Source organism: Bradyrhizobium sp. (assembly GCF_016219575.1).
In the GTDB taxonomy this organism is placed as follows: Bacteria; Pseudomonadota; Alphaproteobacteria; order Rhizobiales; family Xanthobacteraceae; genus Bradyrhizobium.
On the sequence record NZ_JACRMG010000016.1, the window covers coordinates 67,870 to 84,206 of the forward strand.

General features: G+C 64.6%; 13 protein-coding genes and 1 pseudogene. 6 read left to right on the forward strand and 8 right to left on the reverse strand.

Annotated features, from left to right (window positions below; translation table 11 throughout):
- Window positions 1-7: 7 nt before the first annotated feature.
- Entirely contained in the window at window positions 8-1,798 is a 1,791-nt protein-coding gene (locus HZB49_RS14815; RefSeq protein WP_291612585.1) for a caspase family protein, read from the reverse strand.
- A gap of 347 nt (window positions 1,799-2,145) precedes the next feature.
- Here HZB49_RS14815 and HZB49_RS14820 point away from each other — a divergent pair, with 347 nt between their 5' ends.
- A complete protein-coding gene (locus tag HZB49_RS14820; protein ID WP_291612587.1) occupies window positions 2,146-2,520 on the forward strand; it encodes a nuclear transport factor 2 family protein in 375 nt (124 codons plus the stop codon).
- Window positions 2,521-2,853: 333 nt separating this feature from the next.
- Here the strand turns inward: HZB49_RS14820 and HZB49_RS14825 are convergent.
- A pseudogene (locus HZB49_RS14825) lies at window positions 2,854-3,069 on the reverse strand (DUF6429 family protein); the annotation flags it as partial.
- A gap of 81 nt (window positions 3,070-3,150) precedes the next feature.
- Window positions 3,151-4,551 (reverse strand): FAD-binding monooxygenase, encoded by a 1,401-nt coding sequence (locus HZB49_RS14830; protein ID WP_291612588.1) that lies wholly within the window; start codon window positions 4,549-4,551, stop codon window positions 3,151-3,153.
- Between the two features lie 177 nt (window positions 4,552-4,728).
- Between HZB49_RS14830 and HZB49_RS14835 the strand changes: the two genes are divergently transcribed.
- Window positions 4,729-6,339 carry a Na+/H+ antiporter gene (locus HZB49_RS14835; protein WP_291612590.1) on the forward strand — a complete coding sequence of 537 codons (1,611 nt, stop codon included), beginning with the start codon at window positions 4,729-4,731 and terminating at the stop codon, window positions 6,337-6,339.
- Between the two features lie 7 nt (window positions 6,340-6,346).
- Here the strand turns inward: HZB49_RS14835 and HZB49_RS14840 are convergent, their stop codons facing one another.
- Complete coding sequence (locus HZB49_RS14840) at window positions 6,347-7,312, reverse strand: N-acetylmuramoyl-L-alanine amidase (protein WP_291612592.1); 966 nt, start codon at window positions 7,310-7,312, stop codon at window positions 6,347-6,349.
- Between the two features lie 3 nt (window positions 7,313-7,315).
- Complete coding sequence (locus HZB49_RS14845; RefSeq protein ID WP_291612594.1) at window positions 7,316-8,599, reverse strand: Rieske 2Fe-2S domain-containing protein; 1,284 nt, start codon at window positions 8,597-8,599, stop codon at window positions 7,316-7,318.
- A 392-nt stretch (window positions 8,600-8,991) separates the two neighbouring features.
- Between HZB49_RS14845 and HZB49_RS14850 the strand changes: the two genes are divergently transcribed.
- The 3 genes from HZB49_RS14850 (at window position 8,992) to HZB49_RS14860 (ending at window position 11,720) form a co-directional block, all read left to right on the forward strand.
- Entirely contained in the window at window positions 8,992-9,756 is a 765-nt protein-coding gene (locus HZB49_RS14850) for an outer membrane beta-barrel protein (RefSeq protein ID WP_291612596.1), read from the forward strand.
- A 191-nt stretch (window positions 9,757-9,947) separates the two neighbouring features.
- A complete protein-coding gene (locus HZB49_RS14855) occupies window positions 9,948-10,733 on the forward strand; it encodes an outer membrane beta-barrel protein (RefSeq protein WP_291612598.1) in 786 nt (261 codons plus the stop codon).
- Between the two features lie 186 nt (window positions 10,734-10,919).
- Complete coding sequence (locus tag HZB49_RS14860) at window positions 10,920-11,720, forward strand: outer membrane beta-barrel protein (RefSeq protein ID WP_291612600.1); 801 nt, start codon at window positions 10,920-10,922, stop codon at window positions 11,718-11,720.
- An 83-nt stretch (window positions 11,721-11,803) separates the two neighbouring features.
- Here HZB49_RS14860 and HZB49_RS14865 read toward each other — a convergent pair whose 3' ends face one another.
- Window positions 11,804-12,697, reverse strand: a complete 894-nt coding sequence (locus tag HZB49_RS14865) for a TauD/TfdA family dioxygenase (protein ID WP_291612602.1) — start codon at window positions 12,695-12,697, stop codon at window positions 11,804-11,806.
- Window positions 12,698-12,846: 149 nt separating this feature from the next.
- Window positions 12,847-14,133, reverse strand: a complete 1,287-nt coding sequence (gene ispG / locus HZB49_RS14870; RefSeq protein WP_291612604.1) for a flavodoxin-dependent (E)-4-hydroxy-3-methylbut-2-enyl-diphosphate synthase — start codon at window positions 14,131-14,133, stop codon at window positions 12,847-12,849.
- 264 nt (window positions 14,134-14,397) lie between these two features.
- On the opposite strand from ispG, the gene HZB49_RS14875 reads away from it, so the two are divergent.
- Window positions 14,398-15,270 (forward strand): sulfurtransferase, encoded by an 873-nt coding sequence (locus tag HZB49_RS14875; RefSeq protein ID WP_291612606.1) that lies wholly within the window; start codon window positions 14,398-14,400, stop codon window positions 15,268-15,270.
- Between the two features lie 99 nt (window positions 15,271-15,369).
- Here HZB49_RS14875 and HZB49_RS14880 read toward each other — a convergent pair whose 3' ends face one another.
- Window positions 15,370-16,311 (reverse strand): DMT family transporter, encoded by a 942-nt coding sequence (locus HZB49_RS14880; RefSeq protein WP_291612608.1) that lies wholly within the window; start codon window positions 16,309-16,311, stop codon window positions 15,370-15,372.
- Window positions 16,312-16,337 lie beyond the last annotated feature (26 nt).

A 16,337-nucleotide genomic window follows, 5' to 3' on the forward strand; every position in this document is an offset into this window, starting at 1 on the left:
GCGATGGTTATGGGCACACGCCCGACATGATAGCACTGTATGAATTGCAGCCCTGCGCGCGTTCCTGGCCGGTAAGCACCTGGCCCCTCTGGCCGAGGCCCGGGCCATTCGGACGCCCGGCGGTCGCCTGCCTGGCTTGCGGTGTCTGATATTGCGGCGCCGACGGAGCGAGCCTTGCTGCCGGAGCCTGCCTCGGTTCCGGCTTCTCGCGCTTGGCAACCGGCTTCTTCTCGCGGCGCTTCTCGCACTCATTGTCGTAATTGAGGAACGAACCCTCGGCGCACACGATCTTCACGCAGGCATCGCCCTGCGTCTTGAAGCCGTGGTCGCAGACCAGCGGGCAGACCCGCGCGGTCTTGGTCTTGATCGTGTCGAGCGCGTCGGTCGATGCGAGCTTGGTGTCGAACCTGGTCTTGGCATAGCGGTTGAACAGCGACAGCGAACGCTGCGACGCGGTGTTCCAGTTGCCGTCCGCTTCAGCCGAGAGGCAGCCGACCCGGCGCAGTTCGCTCTGCACCGACTTGGTCACGTCGGCCTGCGGAGCGCCCGCGCTCAGCGAAGCCAGATTGGGCTTGTCGCCGGAGACAGCCGGCGCGATCGCGGCAACCTTGGTGCCAACATCGGCCGCAGCCTTCTCGGTCTCGAGGCGCTTCTGCTCGCCGGCAGCTGCCTGGGCCTGCGCGACTTCCTTGGCCTTCTCGGCCGCAATTCGCGCCTGTTCGGCGGCCTTGGCGTCAGCGTCGGCCTTGGCCTGCGCCGCCTTCTGCGCGCCCTCGGCTGCAAGGCGGGCGCGTTCCTGTTCGGCGAGACGCGCCTTTTCGGTGGCGGCCACGCGGGCATCTTCAGCTGCGACCTTCTCGAGCTGCAGCTTGGCGAGGCTCGCATAGAAGCCGTCGGGATATTGCGCGAGGAAAGCGTTCAGCGCGGCCTTGTTGCCGATCTGCAGCGCGAGCTCGTAGTCGCGGCGCATGTCGGCCTGCGGATTGGCAACGGGTGCGGGAGCCGCAACCTTCGGCGCGGGCACCAGCGGCACGTCCTCGCCGCCCAGCGAACCATAGACGAACGGCTCCTGGCGGTTGTTGGTGGTCTTCAGCACGTCGTCGCGCACGAAGCCAAAGGCGCGGCGCACGTCGAGGCCGGGCGTGGTCAGATGCTTCGACAGAGCCGACGTGAACGGGCTGTTCTTGCCGTCGCCGTCGGCGGCAGTGGATCCGGCCTTCGCCGAGTAGGCGATCAAGAGGTTCGGGCTGTTCGGCTCGACCTTGGCGAGACCCTGGCCGATCGCGCGCGAGGCCACGGTACGCTTCATGTTCCTGGAAAAGGGATTGTCGCGGCAGGCATCGAGGATCACCAGGCGCAGCTTCTTGGCGGGCTCGACGGCGAGCAGCACGCGATCGAGCGACAGCGCCTCGTCATACACATCGGTGTCGCGCTCGAGCTTGGCGTCGACCGGGATCAGATAATTGCCGCCGTCCACCTCGATGCCATGGCCGGCGTAATAAACGACGGCGATATCGGCATCCCTGCTGCGGTCGGCGAAATCGCGCAGCGCGCGGCGGGTGTCCGCGGCCGACATGTCATGGCGGTTTTCGACCACGTCGAATCCGGCATCCTTCAGCGTTGTCGCGATGGTGTTGCCGTCATTGACGGGATTCGGCAGCTTCGGCACGTTCTGATAGGCGGCGTTGCCGATCACCAGCGCCACGCGCTTCTCGGCAAGGGCCGGCCCAGCCGTCAGCAGCAACGCCGCGGCGAGGAAGAACTGATAAAACTTTGTACGTCCGAACAGGTTTGTCATGGCGACACCGGTAAACTGGCAATTTCTGGCCCCTGGATTAGCAAACGCCAAAGCGGGGCTTTGTGAGGCCAGTCACCCAACGGGCGGACCGGCCTCCTCTAGGATTTAGTACCCCGGAGCGCCTGCGGGTTCGCCAAAATACCTTTGCATGGCGTCCAGTTTTCCTTGAGGTTAGGGTTCCGTGACCTCCACCACACAATGCGGCAATTCGGGCCGTATTGCGGGGGTTTTGCGCCCGGAAAACCTGCCTTCTGTTCTTCTGATTGGACCGGCCGCTCGGGTCCCGCTAACCATACGCGGCCTGGCGCCGTACGCCGGCTCAAAAAATGTCGTGGGGAGGATAGGCCGTGAGCACCGATCGTTCGACCGTCGAAGCCGTCGTGAAGCACTATTTCGACGGGCTCTATGAAGGCGATGCCGACAAGCTGGGAGCGATCTTCGATTCCAGCGCCGACCTGCGCTGGATCGAGAAGGGCGAGTTGCAGGTGCTCACCGTGCCGGACTGGCTGGAGCGCGTTCGCAAGCGCCCGTCGGCGAAAGCCGAAGGCAAGCCGCGCGAGGATTTCATCGTCACCATCGACCGCTCCGACGACAACACCGCCTTCGTGAAGGTGCGCTGCCAGCTGCCGCCGCGCTATTTCACCGATTACCTGGTGGCGATGAAGCTGAAGGACGGCTGGAAGATCGTGTCGAAGTCGTATCGGTACGATCTGAAGGAGTGATTCGCAGGTGTCGAGCCGTAGGGCGGATTAGCCGAAGGCGTAATCCGCCAAATCAAACGACGATAAGTTGGCGGATTACGCTAATCCGCCCTACGCGACGGTAACCCAACGGCGGCTGACGCCGACCGGATCGTCGCTTGCCTTCACTTCGCTCTTGTAGCGTTCGATCTCGGCGTCGTCGATGTCGGCATCGCTCAAGGCATAGCTGACGCGGCGCAGGATCGGATACATCTCACCGCCGAGGTCTGCGAGTTCAACCCGGACACCTGGATATTTGGCGGCTTGCTCCGTGGCAACGGTTGCCGAGACCGGCGCTGCCGTCGCGGGCCCGGCAAACATCGACTCGAACAACTCCCTTGAACGCTGCAGTCCATCGGGCGTGAACACGACCGATTTCGAACTGTTCAGCGGATCTTCGATCATCCCTCTTTCGTGCAATCGGCCCAGGGCATCCCAATCGAAGCCTTTCCAGGCCCGATCCCGATCGTGCAATGTGAGATAGAGCAATGCCAAAACCGCATCATCGATTCGATCGGTATCGACCGCCATCGCAAAAAGCCTCCGCAGGCAATAACACCGCAACCCTAACCCGATTGGCTACGGCGTTCCATGTCCGGAAGCTGCGGCGGATCAGGCTTCCGCCTTCGCCCGCCGAGCTTCGGCGGACAAGTCGCTAACCCGCCCCGCGCGATCCGCACCGTGCGACGGCTTGGCGCGCGAAAGATTGCCGCGGATCACCCGGAGCAGGTTGGCGGGACTGAGCAGCAGCGTCGGCGGCGCCTCGAGATTGGCGACGCGCAGGAAGGCGGTCGCAAGTTCAGCATCGTTGCGCGCGGCCATGTGCAGCTTGCCGATGTACCAGTTGATGAAGCGTACTTTCGGCGAACGCGGGCCCACGACTTTCGGGTGCCGCAAATCGTTGCCGACGGCGATGTCCCAGGGAACGTCGATCGCATCCTTTGCCGCCACGAAAAAGCGCCGCGCCAGGTCGGCATCGCCTGCTTCGAGACATTGCTGCAGAAGTGCCGCTTCCTGCGCCGCCACCGTCATGCCCTGGCCGTAGACCGGATTGAAGCTGCACACGGCGTCGCCGAGCACGAGATAGCCTTTCGGGAAGTCCTTCAGCTTCTCGTAACGCCGCCGCAGATTGGCGGGATAGCGGTAACTGACGAAATCGGACAACGGCTCGGCATGCGCCACGATGTCGTAGATTTCCGAGGTCGGCAGCGAGCCGGCATAGGCTGCGAACAGCAACTCGTCATCGGCGGCGTGATCGCCGAAGAATCCGCCGATCGAGACGATCCAGCGGTCCTCGGTCTGGTACAGCACCACGCCGTTGCGCCAGTTCGGGCCGCTGCCGGCAACCACCACCGCGTACTTGCCGTTCAGGTCGGTGGGGCGGCGGCGATAGACGCGCGTGGTGTAGACGATGCCGATCTCGATCCTCTCTTCTTCGGGCCTCGCATAACCGAGGCTCTCCAGCCAGGCCGGGCTTGAGGAGCCGCGCCCGGACGCATCGACCACGAGGTCGGCATCGATGATCTCTTCGCTGCTGCCGATCTTGACGCGCACGCCCCTGATCGCGGCATTGTCGTCGCCGGCAACGAGCCCCTGCACCGTGCAGTTCTCGATCGCCCGCACGTTCGGAAGCTGCAGCAGCCTGCGCCGCACATGGCCCTCCAGTACCGGCCGCGACGCCAACAGCCCGACCAGATCGCTTGGCGCGCTCTTGATGGTGACGCCGTGCCCGATCCAGCTGACGTCTCCGGCGATGTCGCCGCGCGCGCCGCCGGCGGCGACCACCTCGTCGGTCCAGCCGGGAAAGAATTGCTCGATCACGCTGCGGCCGCGCGCCAGCAGGCCGTGGGCGTGACGCCCCTGCGGCACGCCCTTGCGCGGAATGTCGGAGACCGTAAAGGCGTCGCGCTCCAGCACCGTGACGGTGCCATAGAAATCGGCAAGCGCCCGCGCGGCCAGCAGGCCCGCCATGCTCGCCCCGATCACAACCGCATGCTCGCCGATCCGCTTCATGGTGATGCTCCCGCTCTCTCTACCTCCGCTGATACGCAGGCCGGCCGGAACCGGTTTGTCGGCCGCCGGGAGCGAACGGTCACAAAAATGTCAGGCGGGGTCTGAAACCGCCGGCCGGGCTTGCCGTGAGCCGCCGGGTGCATTGACCGCACCGTGACTTCCGGGCGAACTGGAACAATGATCGAAGCCAGATTCCAGATTTTCCTGATCCTGCTGGCCGTGCTCGCGGGCACCGCGCTGCTGGCGCGGCGGATCAATGCCGCGCCTGCGATCCTGCTGCTGCTGGCCGGCATCGCACTCGCCTTCGTGCCGGGCATGCCGCAGGTCGAGCTGCCGCCGGAACTGGTGCTGCTGCTGGTGTTGCCGCCGCTGATCTATTCGGCGGCGGTTGCCATGAGCTGGCGCGAGTTCCGCTTCAACCTGCGCGTCATCGTGCTGCTGTCGGTCGGTTGCGTGATCTTCACCGCCTTCATGGTCGCCGCCGCCACACATTACCTGATCGGGTTGCCATGGGCCGTAGGCTTTCTGCTCGGCGCCATCGTCGCGCCGCCCGACGTGGTGGCGCCGCTGGCGATTGCACGCAAGCTGGGGCTGCCGCGGCGCATTCTCGTCGTGCTGGAGGGCGAAGGGCTCGCCAATGATGCCACCGCACTGATCCTCTACCGATTCGCGGTGGCGGCGATCTCGACCGGGCTGTTCTCGCTGCCGCAGGCGACCGGCACGTTCTTCGCCATCGTGGCGAGCGAAATCGTCTTCGGCGTCGCGGTCGGATGGGTCTCCTTGCGGGCGCGCCACTACGCGCGCGATCCGCAGGTCGAGATCGTGCTGTCGCTGATCACGCCCTACATCGCCTACTGGATCCCCGAGCATCTCGGCGGAAGCGGCGTGATCGCCACCGTCGCCTGCGGTCTCTATGTCAGCTGGAACGGTCCGTTGCTGATCTCGGCGGCGACGCGGCTGCAGGGCATCTTCTTCTGGGATCTCGTGATCTTCATGATCGAGGGCCTCCTGTTCCTGCTCACCGGCTTCCAGATGCGCATGGTCCTGGAGAAATCGAGGGCGTTCCCGCTGCACGACATCCTGTTTGCGACCGGCCTCGTGATCGTCATCGTGATCGTCGCGCGCTTTGCCTGGGTCTATCCCGCAACCTATCTGCCGCGCCTCCTGAGCCGGCGGCTGCGCGAGCGCGACCCCTACCCGTCCTGGCGCACCGTGTTCGTGATCGCGTTCACCGGCGTGCGCGGCGCGGTGTCGCTGGCGGCTGCGCTGGCGCTTCCCTACGCGCTCGCCAACGGCGATCCCTTTCCGAACCGCGACCTCATCCTGTTCGTCACCTTCAGCCTGATCCTGGTCACGCTGGTCGGCACCGGCCTCGGCCTGCCGCCCCTGGTGCGCTGGCTCGGGGTCGCCGGCGACGGGCGCAGCGAACATGCCGCCGAGCACGAGGCCGAGATCGCCGCGCGGCGCGATGCGCTGGCGAAGGCGCTGGAATCGCTTGAAGCGCGGAGCAGCGATCCGGAAATGTCCGAGGAGGTGCTCAGGCTGCTGCGCGCACGGCACGAAACCCGCACCAGCCAGCTGCCGGCCTCGCTCGACCCCGACAGCCGCGCCGTGACGACCATCGGCGCCAACCTGACGCGCGAGCTGATCGGAATCGAGCGCAAGTGCATCCACACCCTGCTGCGCAACGGCAGCATCACCGACGAGACCCGGCGGCGGATCGAGCGCGACCTCGACCTCGAGGAGGCGAGCCTCGCCAACCGCGAATTCCGGAGGATATCCTTGTAGGCAGCCGTCAGCGCTTCTGTGCCGCGCGCGCCGCAGCAGGCTTCTTCGGCTGCACGACGCGCGGCTGTGCCACGCGCTGCGCCGGCTTCGAACTCTTGGGCGGAGGCTGCGCCACCTGCGGCGATGCCGGGCCGCGGGTCCCGCAATATTCCAGCGCCGCCGCCGACACGGCCGCGGCGACCTTGTTCTTGTGGTCGTCGGAGGCCATCACCAGTTCTTCCTCGCGGTTGATGATGGAACCGCTTTCCAGCAGCACGGCCGGCATGCTCGTCATCTTGAGCACGATGAGCTGGTCGTAGCGATAGACGCCCGCCTCGATATCGAGCAGTTCCCGCTGGAATTTGCCCATGAACCATTGATCGTATTGCCGGGCGAACTGCAGCTCCTTCGACGCCATCTGGTTGCCGACCAGGCGGGCAAAACGCAGGCTCTCCTGGTAATGCGGGTTCTGCCTGGAGACGAACACCGAATAACCGCCGAACAAATCGTTGAATATGCTCTTCTTGCCTTCGAACTCCCACTTCTCGGCATAGATGCCGGGCACGGAATCGTGGTGGATCGAGAGAAAGAGATCGGCGCCCTTCTTGTTGGCCCTTGCGACGCGCTTCATCAGGCTCGGCCGCGCCTTGCCCTCCGTCACCAGCAGGACGGTTTCGGCGAACCCGTCCGCCTTCAGCCGCTCGTCGATCCGCTTGCCGAGATTGAGATTGAATTCGAACTCGGGGACGCCGCGCGCGCTCATTGCGCCGTAGGATTCGGCGGTGTGACCGACGTCGAGGATGATGCGGAACTTGGCGCGGTCGCACTTCGAATCGGCCGATGCCGCCGCCGGCGCGGCCGCTGTGGTTTCGCTCGGAGGCGCGGCGCGAGCGCCGCCGGTCGGCAGCAGCGCAGATGCAAGCACCAGGGCGATGACGGCGCGGCTGCACGGCCATGCACCTCTGGAAGAATTATCGCGCCCGCCCTGCGCCAATGCCTACTCCGCCGCCGCGATCCGGGGCGGGCCGACAAAGCCCGCGGGATCGCCGAATCGCTCGATCATAACCGCAGTCAGGTCCTTGGTCTTGCTGGTGACGCAGGCGCCGGAGCGCACGGTGTAGCGGTCCTGGTGCTCGAGCTGTTCGGGCTCCTCGCCCTGCTGCAGCGCGCGGGCCGCCTCCATCACCAGTTTCCGGAAATGCATGATGCCGAGATCGGTGGGGCCGAGATGCTCGCGGGTGCGGTCGGCGATCGGGCCCTGGCTGTCCTGCACGGCGGCGTCCTGCTCGGAGACGCCCTTGATGCCGGTGTAGCTCCTGGTCTTCTGCAGCTTGCGATCGATCAGATAGTCATTGCCCTTGTGGCGCAGCGGCACGTAGTTGTCGTCGACCTCCGCGATCACGCCGTTGCCGCGGTCATAGGCTTCGCGTTCGGCCTGCGTGATCGGCCGCTCCGGATTCCAGGCGTAGGTGTAGATCCAGCAATTGGTGTCGGTGACCGGCACGAAGCTCTGGCCGAAGATATTCTCGCCGGGCATCGCCGATGGCGCATAGGCGTGGACCGGCATCAGGAACTGCGCAATGCGCCAGTAGATGTTGTCCGACCCGGTGAGGCGGCCGCCGGCGATGGTCAGTCCCGCCTCATGCGGGTTGATCTTGATCACCGGGCGCGGGTCCTCGGCGATCCAGCGCATGTGGTCGGTCGCCACCCGCACCAGCGGATTCACGAAATGCTTCCTGATGTCGAGGATCTCGTTCTCTTCCTTCTCGAAGGCGAGATGGGCGAAGGTGAAATGCGCGGTGTCGATCGAGCCTTCCAGCGCCTGCACCCAGTTGCAGTCCTGCCATTTCTTGGAGACGTAGCGGTGCGAGGCCGGCAGCAGCGCCATTTCCAGCGCCGGCAATTCCGGCAACTCGCCGGCCGGGCCCATATAGGCCCAGATCATGTCGCCCCATTCGCGCACCGGATAGGACTTGATGCGGATGTGATCCTTGGCGTTGAGATCGGGATAGGAGGTCGGCATGTCGACACAGTGCCCGTCGGTGTCGAATTTCCAGCCGTGATAGACGCAGCGGATGCCGCATTCCTCGTTGCGGCCGAGCCAGAGATTGGCGCCGCGGTGCGGGCAATACTGGTCGATGACGCCGACCTGCCCGCGCGAATCGCGGAACGCCAGCAGTTCTTCGCCGAGCACCGTGATCTTCTTCGGCTCGCCGTCGGGCTCGGGCAGCTCTTCGCAGAGCAGAACCGGCAGCCAGAATCGCCGCAACAGTTCGCCCATTGCCGTGCCCGAATCGCTCTCGGTTAAGAACCGGTTATCTTCTGCGCGGAGCATGGGCGGACCCCCGAATTTTTTAACTCGGCGTAAAGCTAGACTCACGGTCGCCGGAGCGTCAACGCATGCCACAATTGTGGCAATCGCGCCTTTTTTCGATCGCATCGCAGGTCGCAAAGAGGAGCTGCTTAGTATTTGAATCTAAATGTATAATTCTGCTACTTCCAAGCCGGATCAGCGGCCCTTCCAAGGCCGGTTCGCAGCACGGCAATATCTTTCCAGCTTCGATCGCCGACGACTGTTGCCGATGGGTGACGGACATTCGGGTGGGCCATCTGTATGTAAGCGCCAAGTTCGAAATCGACTCGCGTTCAATCAAAGAGGACCTGGAATACAAAATGAAGAAAATTGCTTTCGCGACTGCCGCTGTGACCCTGCTGCTCACCGGCGCTGCTTCGGCCGCCGACCTCGCGGCCCGTCCGTACACCAAGGCTCCTGTGGCGATGGCCTCCGTCTACAACTGGGGCGGCTTCTACATCGGCGTCAACGGCGGCGGCGGCTGGGCCGACAAGTGCTGGGACATCTACAACAACCTCGGCGCCGTCGTCGCCCCGGCCTTCCGTGAAGGCTGCCACACTGCGTCCGGCGCCACCGTCGGCGGTCAGGTCGGCTACCGCTGGCAGGCCAGCAACTGGGTGTTCGGCCTCGAAGCGCAGGGCAACTGGGCCGACTTCACCGGTTCCAACAGCAGCCTGTTCTTCCTCGGCGCCACCAACCGCACCAAGGTCGATGCGTTCGGCCTGTTCACCGGTCAGGTCGGCTACAGCTGGAACAACGTGCTCTGGTATGTGAAGGGCGGCGCCGCCGTCGCGCGCGACAAGTACGAGGGAGTCATCACCGGCACCGGCATCGTGTTTGATCGTGCAAGCGAAACCCGCTGGGGCGCCGTGGTCGGCACTGGCATCGAGTTCGGCTTCACCCCGAACTGGTCGCTGGCGCTCGAATACGATCATCTGTTCATGGGCAGCCGCGATGTCTCCTTCTACAATGCGATCGCGCCCGTCGGTGCATTCTCCCGCGGCGAGACGATCCGTCAGGACATCGACATGGTCACCGCCCGCATCAACTACCGCTTCGGCGGCCCGATCGTCGCCAAGTACTGATCGGCGCCCTCTCTCCGACAAACAAAAGCCCCGGCATCGTCCGGGGCTTTTTCTTTTGGGATCGATCTGCGACAGGTTCGGGTTCCCCGGAATGGTCAGAACTGTTGCCCTTTAGTGACAGACTCGGCCCGAGCGGGGCTCTAAGGTCGCGCCGCGTCTATTGAAATCCGATTGCCAACCTAGAGAGCCCCGTGAAAAAAATTGTCCTGCTTGCCGCTACCTCGATCCTGTTTGCCGGCGCCGCCTCGGCGGCAGACCTCGCCGCCCGTCCCTACACCAAGGCGCCGGTCGCGCCGGTGGCCGTGTACAACTGGACCGGTTTCTATGTCGGCATCAACGGCGGCGGCGGTTCGGCGCGCAAGTGCTGGGATTTGACCAACAATGCCGGCGTGCCGGTCAATCCCGCGATCGACGAAGGCTGCCACGACGCCACTGGGGCCACGGCTGGCGGACAGGTCGGCTACCGCTGGCAGGCGAGCACCTGGGTATTCGGCGTCGAAGCACAGGGCAACTGGGCCAATTTCAAGGGCAGCAACCTGAACCAGGCTCCGCAAAACCTGGCTTTCCGGTTCACCGACCAATCGCGGGTCGAGGCCTTCGGTCTTTTCACCGGCCAGGTTGGCTATGCCGTCAACAACGTGCTGTTCTATGCCAAGGGCGGCGCGGCGGTCGTCAACGACAAGTACAACAACCTCGGCGGCGGCGTGGTTGTGCCGGTAGGCGTCGTTTTCAGCGAGGGGACTGAAACCCGCTGGGGTGGCGTGGCCGGCGTCGGCATCGAGTTTGGCTTCGCGCCGAACTGGTCGGTCGCGGCTGAATACGACCATTTGTTCATGGGCACCAAGAACGTCGGCCTCAACCTGATCCCGCCGGTCGCGGCCGGCCCGGCCAGCTTCCACAACATCCGCCAGGACGTCGACGTCGGCACCATTCGCCTGAACTACCGTTTCGGCGGCCCCGTCGTCGCCAAGTACTGAGGGAGGCTCTCTCCCGCAATCAAAAGCCCCGGCATCGTTCGGGGCTTTTCTTTTGGGTCGAATCCACCAGGGCCCGCTTCCATTGACCAGCGGACTGTTGCCGACGCGCGACAGACGCGCCCGCCGCCCCGCGATAAACTCCCGGCATTGGAACCGCGCCCCGTGGCTCCCCGCGAGAGAACTGTCGTGAAAAAGATCATCCTGCTCGTCGCTGCCTCGGGCCTGTCAACTGGCGCGGCCTCCGCCGCTGACCTCGCCGCCCGTCCCTACGCCAAGGCGCCGGCGCCGGTTGTCGCACCCGTCTACAACTGGGGCGGCTTCTATATTGGCCTCAACGGCGGTGGCGGTTCGGCTCACAAGTGCTGGGACCTCATCGGTGGCGCTAACGGACCGGTGAATCCGGCGCTTCCGGAAGGTTGTCATGACGCAACCGGCGGCACCGCCGGCGGTCAGATCGGCTATCGCTGGCAGGCCACCAACTGGGTGTTCGGCCTGGAAGCGCAGGGCAACTGGGCCAACTTCAGGGGCAGCAACGTCAATCCGGCCATCGCCAATGTCGTCGACAACACCACCCGGATCGATGCGTTCGGCCTCTTCACGGGGCAGATCGGCTACGCCTTCAACAACGTGCTCCTGTATGCAAAGGGCGGCGCGGCCGTTGTGAGCGACAAGTACTCCCAATCGGTCAACCAGCCCAATGTCTTCGTCAACGGTGTGCTGGCCGCCGTGGGTCAAACCTTCGCGACCGGCTCGGAGACCCGTTGGGGCGGTGTGGCGGGTGTCGGCATCGAATTCAGCTTCGCGCCGCGCTGGTCGGTTGCGCTCGAATACGATCACCTGTTCATGGGCACCAGGGACGTCAACACCAACCTGATCCCGCCGTTTGGAACCGGCCTTGCGTTCACCCACCGCATCCGTCAGGACGTCGACATCGGGACGGTTCGCGTGAACTACACCTTCGGCGGCCCGGTCGTCGCCAAGTACTGATCGCTCACTCCTCGACAAACAAAAGCCCCGGCATCGTCCGGGGCTTTTTTCTTGGGGTATGGGCAGACCGAATTCCGGTCCCGCTAAACCGGCCTTTCGCCCTTCACCGTGACGCGCGTGCCCGAGCGCGTATGCGGCCAGTAATCCCACATCGCGCGGTGCTGCGCGCAGCGGTTGTCCCAGAAGGCGATGGCGTTCTCGGTCCAGCGGAAGCGGCACTGGAACAGCGGGTTCTCCGTGTGCTGGTAGAGATAGGCCAGCATCGCATCGCTCTCGTCGCGCGGAATTCCAACGATGAAGCGGGTGAAGCCGCGGTTGACGTAGAGCGCCTTCCTGCCCGTCACCGGATGGGTGCGGATCACCGGATGCTCGGCGCGAGGATAGGTCTGCTTGTCGGCGACACCATAATTGGCGTAGAGCCCGCGATAAGTCTGCTCGCCGTCATGCAACGCGGTCAGGCCATCGAGATAGACCTTCATGCGATCCGACAGCGCCTCATAGGCGGCATACATGTTGGCGAACAGCGTGTCGCCGCCGCGCGGCGGGCACTGCTTGATGTAGAGGATCGAGCCCATCGGCGGCTCGAGATCGCACGAGACGTCCGAGTGCCAGCCCTCGCCATTGGCGCGCGGTGAATCCTTGTCGGCATAGATCCTCATCAAGGCCGGATCGCCCTCGTTGGGCGCGGCCGGATGCACATGCAGCTCGCCGAACTTGCGGCCGAAGGCGAGATGCTGGGCCGGCGTGATGTGCTGGTCGCGGAAGAAGATCACGAGGTTTTCGGCGAGCGCGCGATGGATCTCGTCCATCTGGCGATTGGAGCGCGCCTCGTCCGAGACGAGCTTAGCGATGTCAACGCCGGTGATTTCGGCGCCGATGATCGGCGTGAGCTTCTCGACCGCGATGGTCTCATAGGGCTCGGATTCTCCGACGAGATGGCGGTAGCGCGGGCCCTGTTTGCCGGACAGCGAGCTCATGGGCGGTCCTCCCGATCGTTCTTGATTGGGCAGCATGGTAGCAATGTAGGGCGGGTTAGCGGAAGCGTAACCCGCCGCTTCGCGCACGCAAAAAATAAGGCGGATTACGCTTGCGCTAATCCGCCCTACGATTCAACGATTCCGGGGAGCTACTCCGCCGCCGTGGTCTCCGGCAGCTTCCTGCCTTCGCCGTAGCGCTGGTCGATGTAGTCGATCACCAGCGCCTTGAAGTCGGCGGCAATCGTCGTGCCGCGCAGGGTGCGGAATTTCTTGCCGTCGACGAACACGGGGGCTGCCGGGGCTTCGCCGGTGCCGGGCAGCGAGATGCCGATATTGGCGTGCTTGGATTCGCCGGGGCCGTTGACGATGCAGCCCATGACAGCGACGTTGAGCTGCTCGACGCCGGGATATTTCGTCTTCCAGCCCGGCATCTCCTCGCGGATGAAATCCTGGATCGAGCGCGCCAGCTCCTGGAATGTGGTCGAGGTGGTGCGGCCGCAGCCGGGGCAGGCCGCCACCAGCGGCACGAAGGTGCGAAAGCCCATGGTCTGCAGCAATTCCTGCGCGACCTGAACCTCGAGGGTGCGATCGCCGCCGGGCTCCGGCGTCAGCGAAATGCGGATGGTATCGCCGATGCCGTCCTGCAGCAGGATGCCGAGCGCCGCCGAGGACGCGACGATGCCCTTCGAGCCCATGCCGGCCTCGGTGAGCCCGAGATGGATGGCGTAGTCGGAACGGCGCGCCAGATCCTGGTAGACCGCGATCAGATCCTGCACGGCCGAAACCTTGGCCGACAGGATCATCCTGTTCTTCGGCATGCCGAGCTCTTGCGCCCGGGCCGCCGAGAGCAGCGCCGACTGCACCATGGCCTCGCGCGTCACCGCGCGGGCATCGCGCGGAGTGGGCGAGGCTGTGTTCTCGTCCATCAGCTTCGTCAGCAGCTCCTGGTCGAGCGAGCCCCAATTGGCGCCGATGCGCACCGGCTTGTTGTTCTTGTTGGCGATCTCGATGATGTCGGCGAACTGCGTGTCGCGCTTGTTCTTGAAGCCGACATTGCCGGGATTGATGCGGTACTTGTCGAGCGCCTCGGCGCAGGCCGGATATTCGGCGAGCAGCTTGTGGCCGATGTAATGGAAATCGCCGATCAGGGGCGTGGTGATGCCGCGCTTGCGCAGGCCGTCGCGGATATGCGGCACGGCGGCGGCGGCCTCCTCGCGGTCAACCGTGATGCGGACCATCTCGGAGCCCGCGCGCGACAGCGCGGCCACTTGCGCGATGGTGCCCTCGACATCGGCGGTGTCGGTATTGGTCATCGACTGCACGACGATCGGCGCACCGCCGCCAACGGCGACATTGCCGACCATCACTTGCGTGGTCTGGTGCCGCGGCCGGGGGCCGGCGACGTCGGAAGGGTTCATGGTTTCGGGCTTGTTCATGCGGTCTCGAATATCAGGTTTTGGTCATCTTCACCAAGGGGGCGGTTCAGCGGACGGCCTCTGCGCGACGCGCGGAACCGGCCACCATCAGAAAGGCGGTTTCCGGCATTGATTCAGTGACTTACGGCACCGATTCGGCGTCTGTCATGGCGATCGTGAGCCGTATATCGGGGCTCGGAAACAGAGATTAAAGGGCCGCGCTGTCTTTCCATCGACAGGGCTAACACCCTAGCATCGCAGCCAATCATGTCAGGGGAGCGAAACATGGCGGAGCGCGGCGGGCTGATCTCGACCCAGGAACTCGCTGGCCTCCTCGGCCAAACTGACTTGCGCGTGTACGACTGCACGACCTATCTCGACTATCAGCCGGAAGGAAGCGGCGTCCCCTATCTCGTCGTGCCGGGCAAGCGCACCTTCGCGGAAGGCCACATCCCGGGCGCAGACTTCCTCGACCTGCAGGGCGAGTTTTCGGATCAAACCACCGAGCTGAGATTCATGATGCCCGGCATTGCGCAGTTGGAAGCGGCGTTCGGGCGTCACGGGGTCGGCAATGACAGCCGCCTGGTGCTCTATTCCATCGGCACGGCGATGTGGGCGACACGGTTCTGGTGGATGCTGCAATCGCTCGGCTTCGACGCACTTGTGCTCGATGGCGGGCTCGACAAATGGAAGGCCGAGGGCCGCGCGATCGAGACGGGCCCTGCGAAAGGTTATCCGCCCGCGACATTCGCCGCTAAGCCGAAGCCCGGCTTGTTCATCGACAGGCGCGAGACGCAGAAGGCGAGCACCAACCGCTCGACCGTGGTCGTCAATGCGTTGGGGCCGCAATTCCACAAGGGGCTGGAGCCCAGCCGCTACGGCAGGCCCGGCCGCATCCCCGGTAGCGTCAACGTGCCGGCGGCGACGCTGATCGATGCTCAGGCCAAGACCTTCCTGCCGCCAGACGAGGTCGCGCCGAAATTCGCCGCACAAGGCGTGACGAAGGACAAGCGCGTGGTCGCCTATTGCGGCGGCGGCATCTCCGCCACCATCGATTTGTTCCAGCTATATCGCCTCGGCTATGACGACATCACGCTGTACGACGGCTCGATGGGCGAATGGGCGAAGGATGAATCGCTGCCGATCGAGACGGATTGAGGGATCGCGTCGGATGGGTAGAGCGCAGCGAAACCCATCGCCTTTACCGAAGATTGATGGGTTTCGCTGCGCTCTACCCATCCTACGGACTGCGAGGGGCTACACGTTCGGATCAGGCGCCACTTCCGCCCGCGCGGATTCCGGCCGATTGACGAGATAGAGCCCGGCGATGACCAGGAGCGCCGCCGCGCCGAAGGCGAGCGTCAGCGTGTCGTGCATGATGAAATAGCTCGCGACCACACCGAACAGCGGCGTGATGAAGGTGAAGGCCGAGAGCTTGCTCGCCGAATAGGCCTTTACCAGCGCAAACCACAACAGGAACGTCAGGCCGACCACCCAGAACGCCTGATAGGCCAGCAGCGACAGCGACAGCGCGCTCGGCATGTGCGTGAGCTTCTCGTCGCCGAACCAGGCGGCCAGAATGAAGATCGGGATCGACAGCGCGACCTGGTAGCCTAGCCCCTTCTCCGCGGGAGCGCGGATCAGCGGCGTCGCCTTGACGATCAGCGTCGTTGCCGCCCACAGCGCGCCGCCGCCCACGATCAGCATGTCGCCCAACAGGACCTTTGCATCGACATTGGCCTGCGGCACGCCGATGGCGAGCGCGACGCCGGCAAAGCTCAGACCCAGTCCCGCCCATTGCGCCGCGCGCAAGCGCTCGCCGAGGAAGACGTAGGAGCCGAGCGCGACGAAGAACGGCGCGGTGTAGAGGAACACCACGGCGCGCGAGGCCGAGGTGAGCAGCAGGCCCTGATAGATCAGCACGAATTCGATGCCGAAAATGATGCCGGCGGAGACGCCCGCCCACAGCGTGCCATCGCGGTCGAAAAATTTGACGCCGCGAAACCAACCGATGATCAGGAGCACCGGCAGCGCGCCGGCGGAGCGGGACAGCGCCTGCAGCATCGGCGGCACGTCCGGCAGCACCAGCTTCACCGCGATCTGGTTGAAACCCCAGCTCAGGCACAGCATCAGCATCAAGGCGATGGCGCCCGGGCTGAGCGGCCGCCCGGCGGAAGGTGATTGCGGTGTCGAAGACATTGTTCCCCTAGGGCCGGCCTGCAGCG

Excerpts from the sequence above, each read along its gene's own strand:
- HZB49_RS14815 (WP_291612585.1), bottom strand. The coding sequence starts at position 1,798 with ATGACAAACCTGTTCGGACGTACAAAGTTTTATCAGTTCTTCCTCGCC.
- HZB49_RS14830 (WP_291612588.1), bottom strand. The coding sequence starts at position 4,551 with ATGAAGCGGATCGGCGAGCATGCGGTTGTGATCGGGGCGAGCATGGCG.
- HZB49_RS14835 (WP_291612590.1), top strand. The coding sequence starts at position 4,729 with ATGATCGAAGCCAGATTCCAGATTTTCCTGATCCTGCTGGCCGTGCTC.
- HZB49_RS14845 (WP_291612594.1), bottom strand. The coding sequence starts at position 8,599 with ATGGGCGAACTGTTGCGGCGATTCTGGCTGCCGGTTCTGCTCTGCGAA.
- HZB49_RS14850 (WP_291612596.1), top strand. The coding sequence starts at position 8,992 with ATGAAGAAAATTGCTTTCGCGACTGCCGCTGTGACCCTGCTGCTCACC.
- HZB49_RS14865 (WP_291612602.1), bottom strand. The coding sequence starts at position 12,697 with ATGAGCTCGCTGTCCGGCAAACAGGGCCCGCGCTACCGCCATCTCGTC.
- ispG (WP_291612604.1), bottom strand. The coding sequence starts at position 14,133 with ATGAACAAGCCCGAAACCATGAACCCTTCCGACGTCGCCGGCCCCCGG.
- HZB49_RS14875 (WP_291612606.1), top strand. The coding sequence starts at position 14,398 with ATGGCGGAGCGCGGCGGGCTGATCTCGACCCAGGAACTCGCTGGCCTC.
- HZB49_RS14880 (WP_291612608.1), bottom strand. The coding sequence starts at position 16,311 with ATGTCTTCGACACCGCAATCACCTTCCGCCGGGCGGCCGCTCAGCCCG.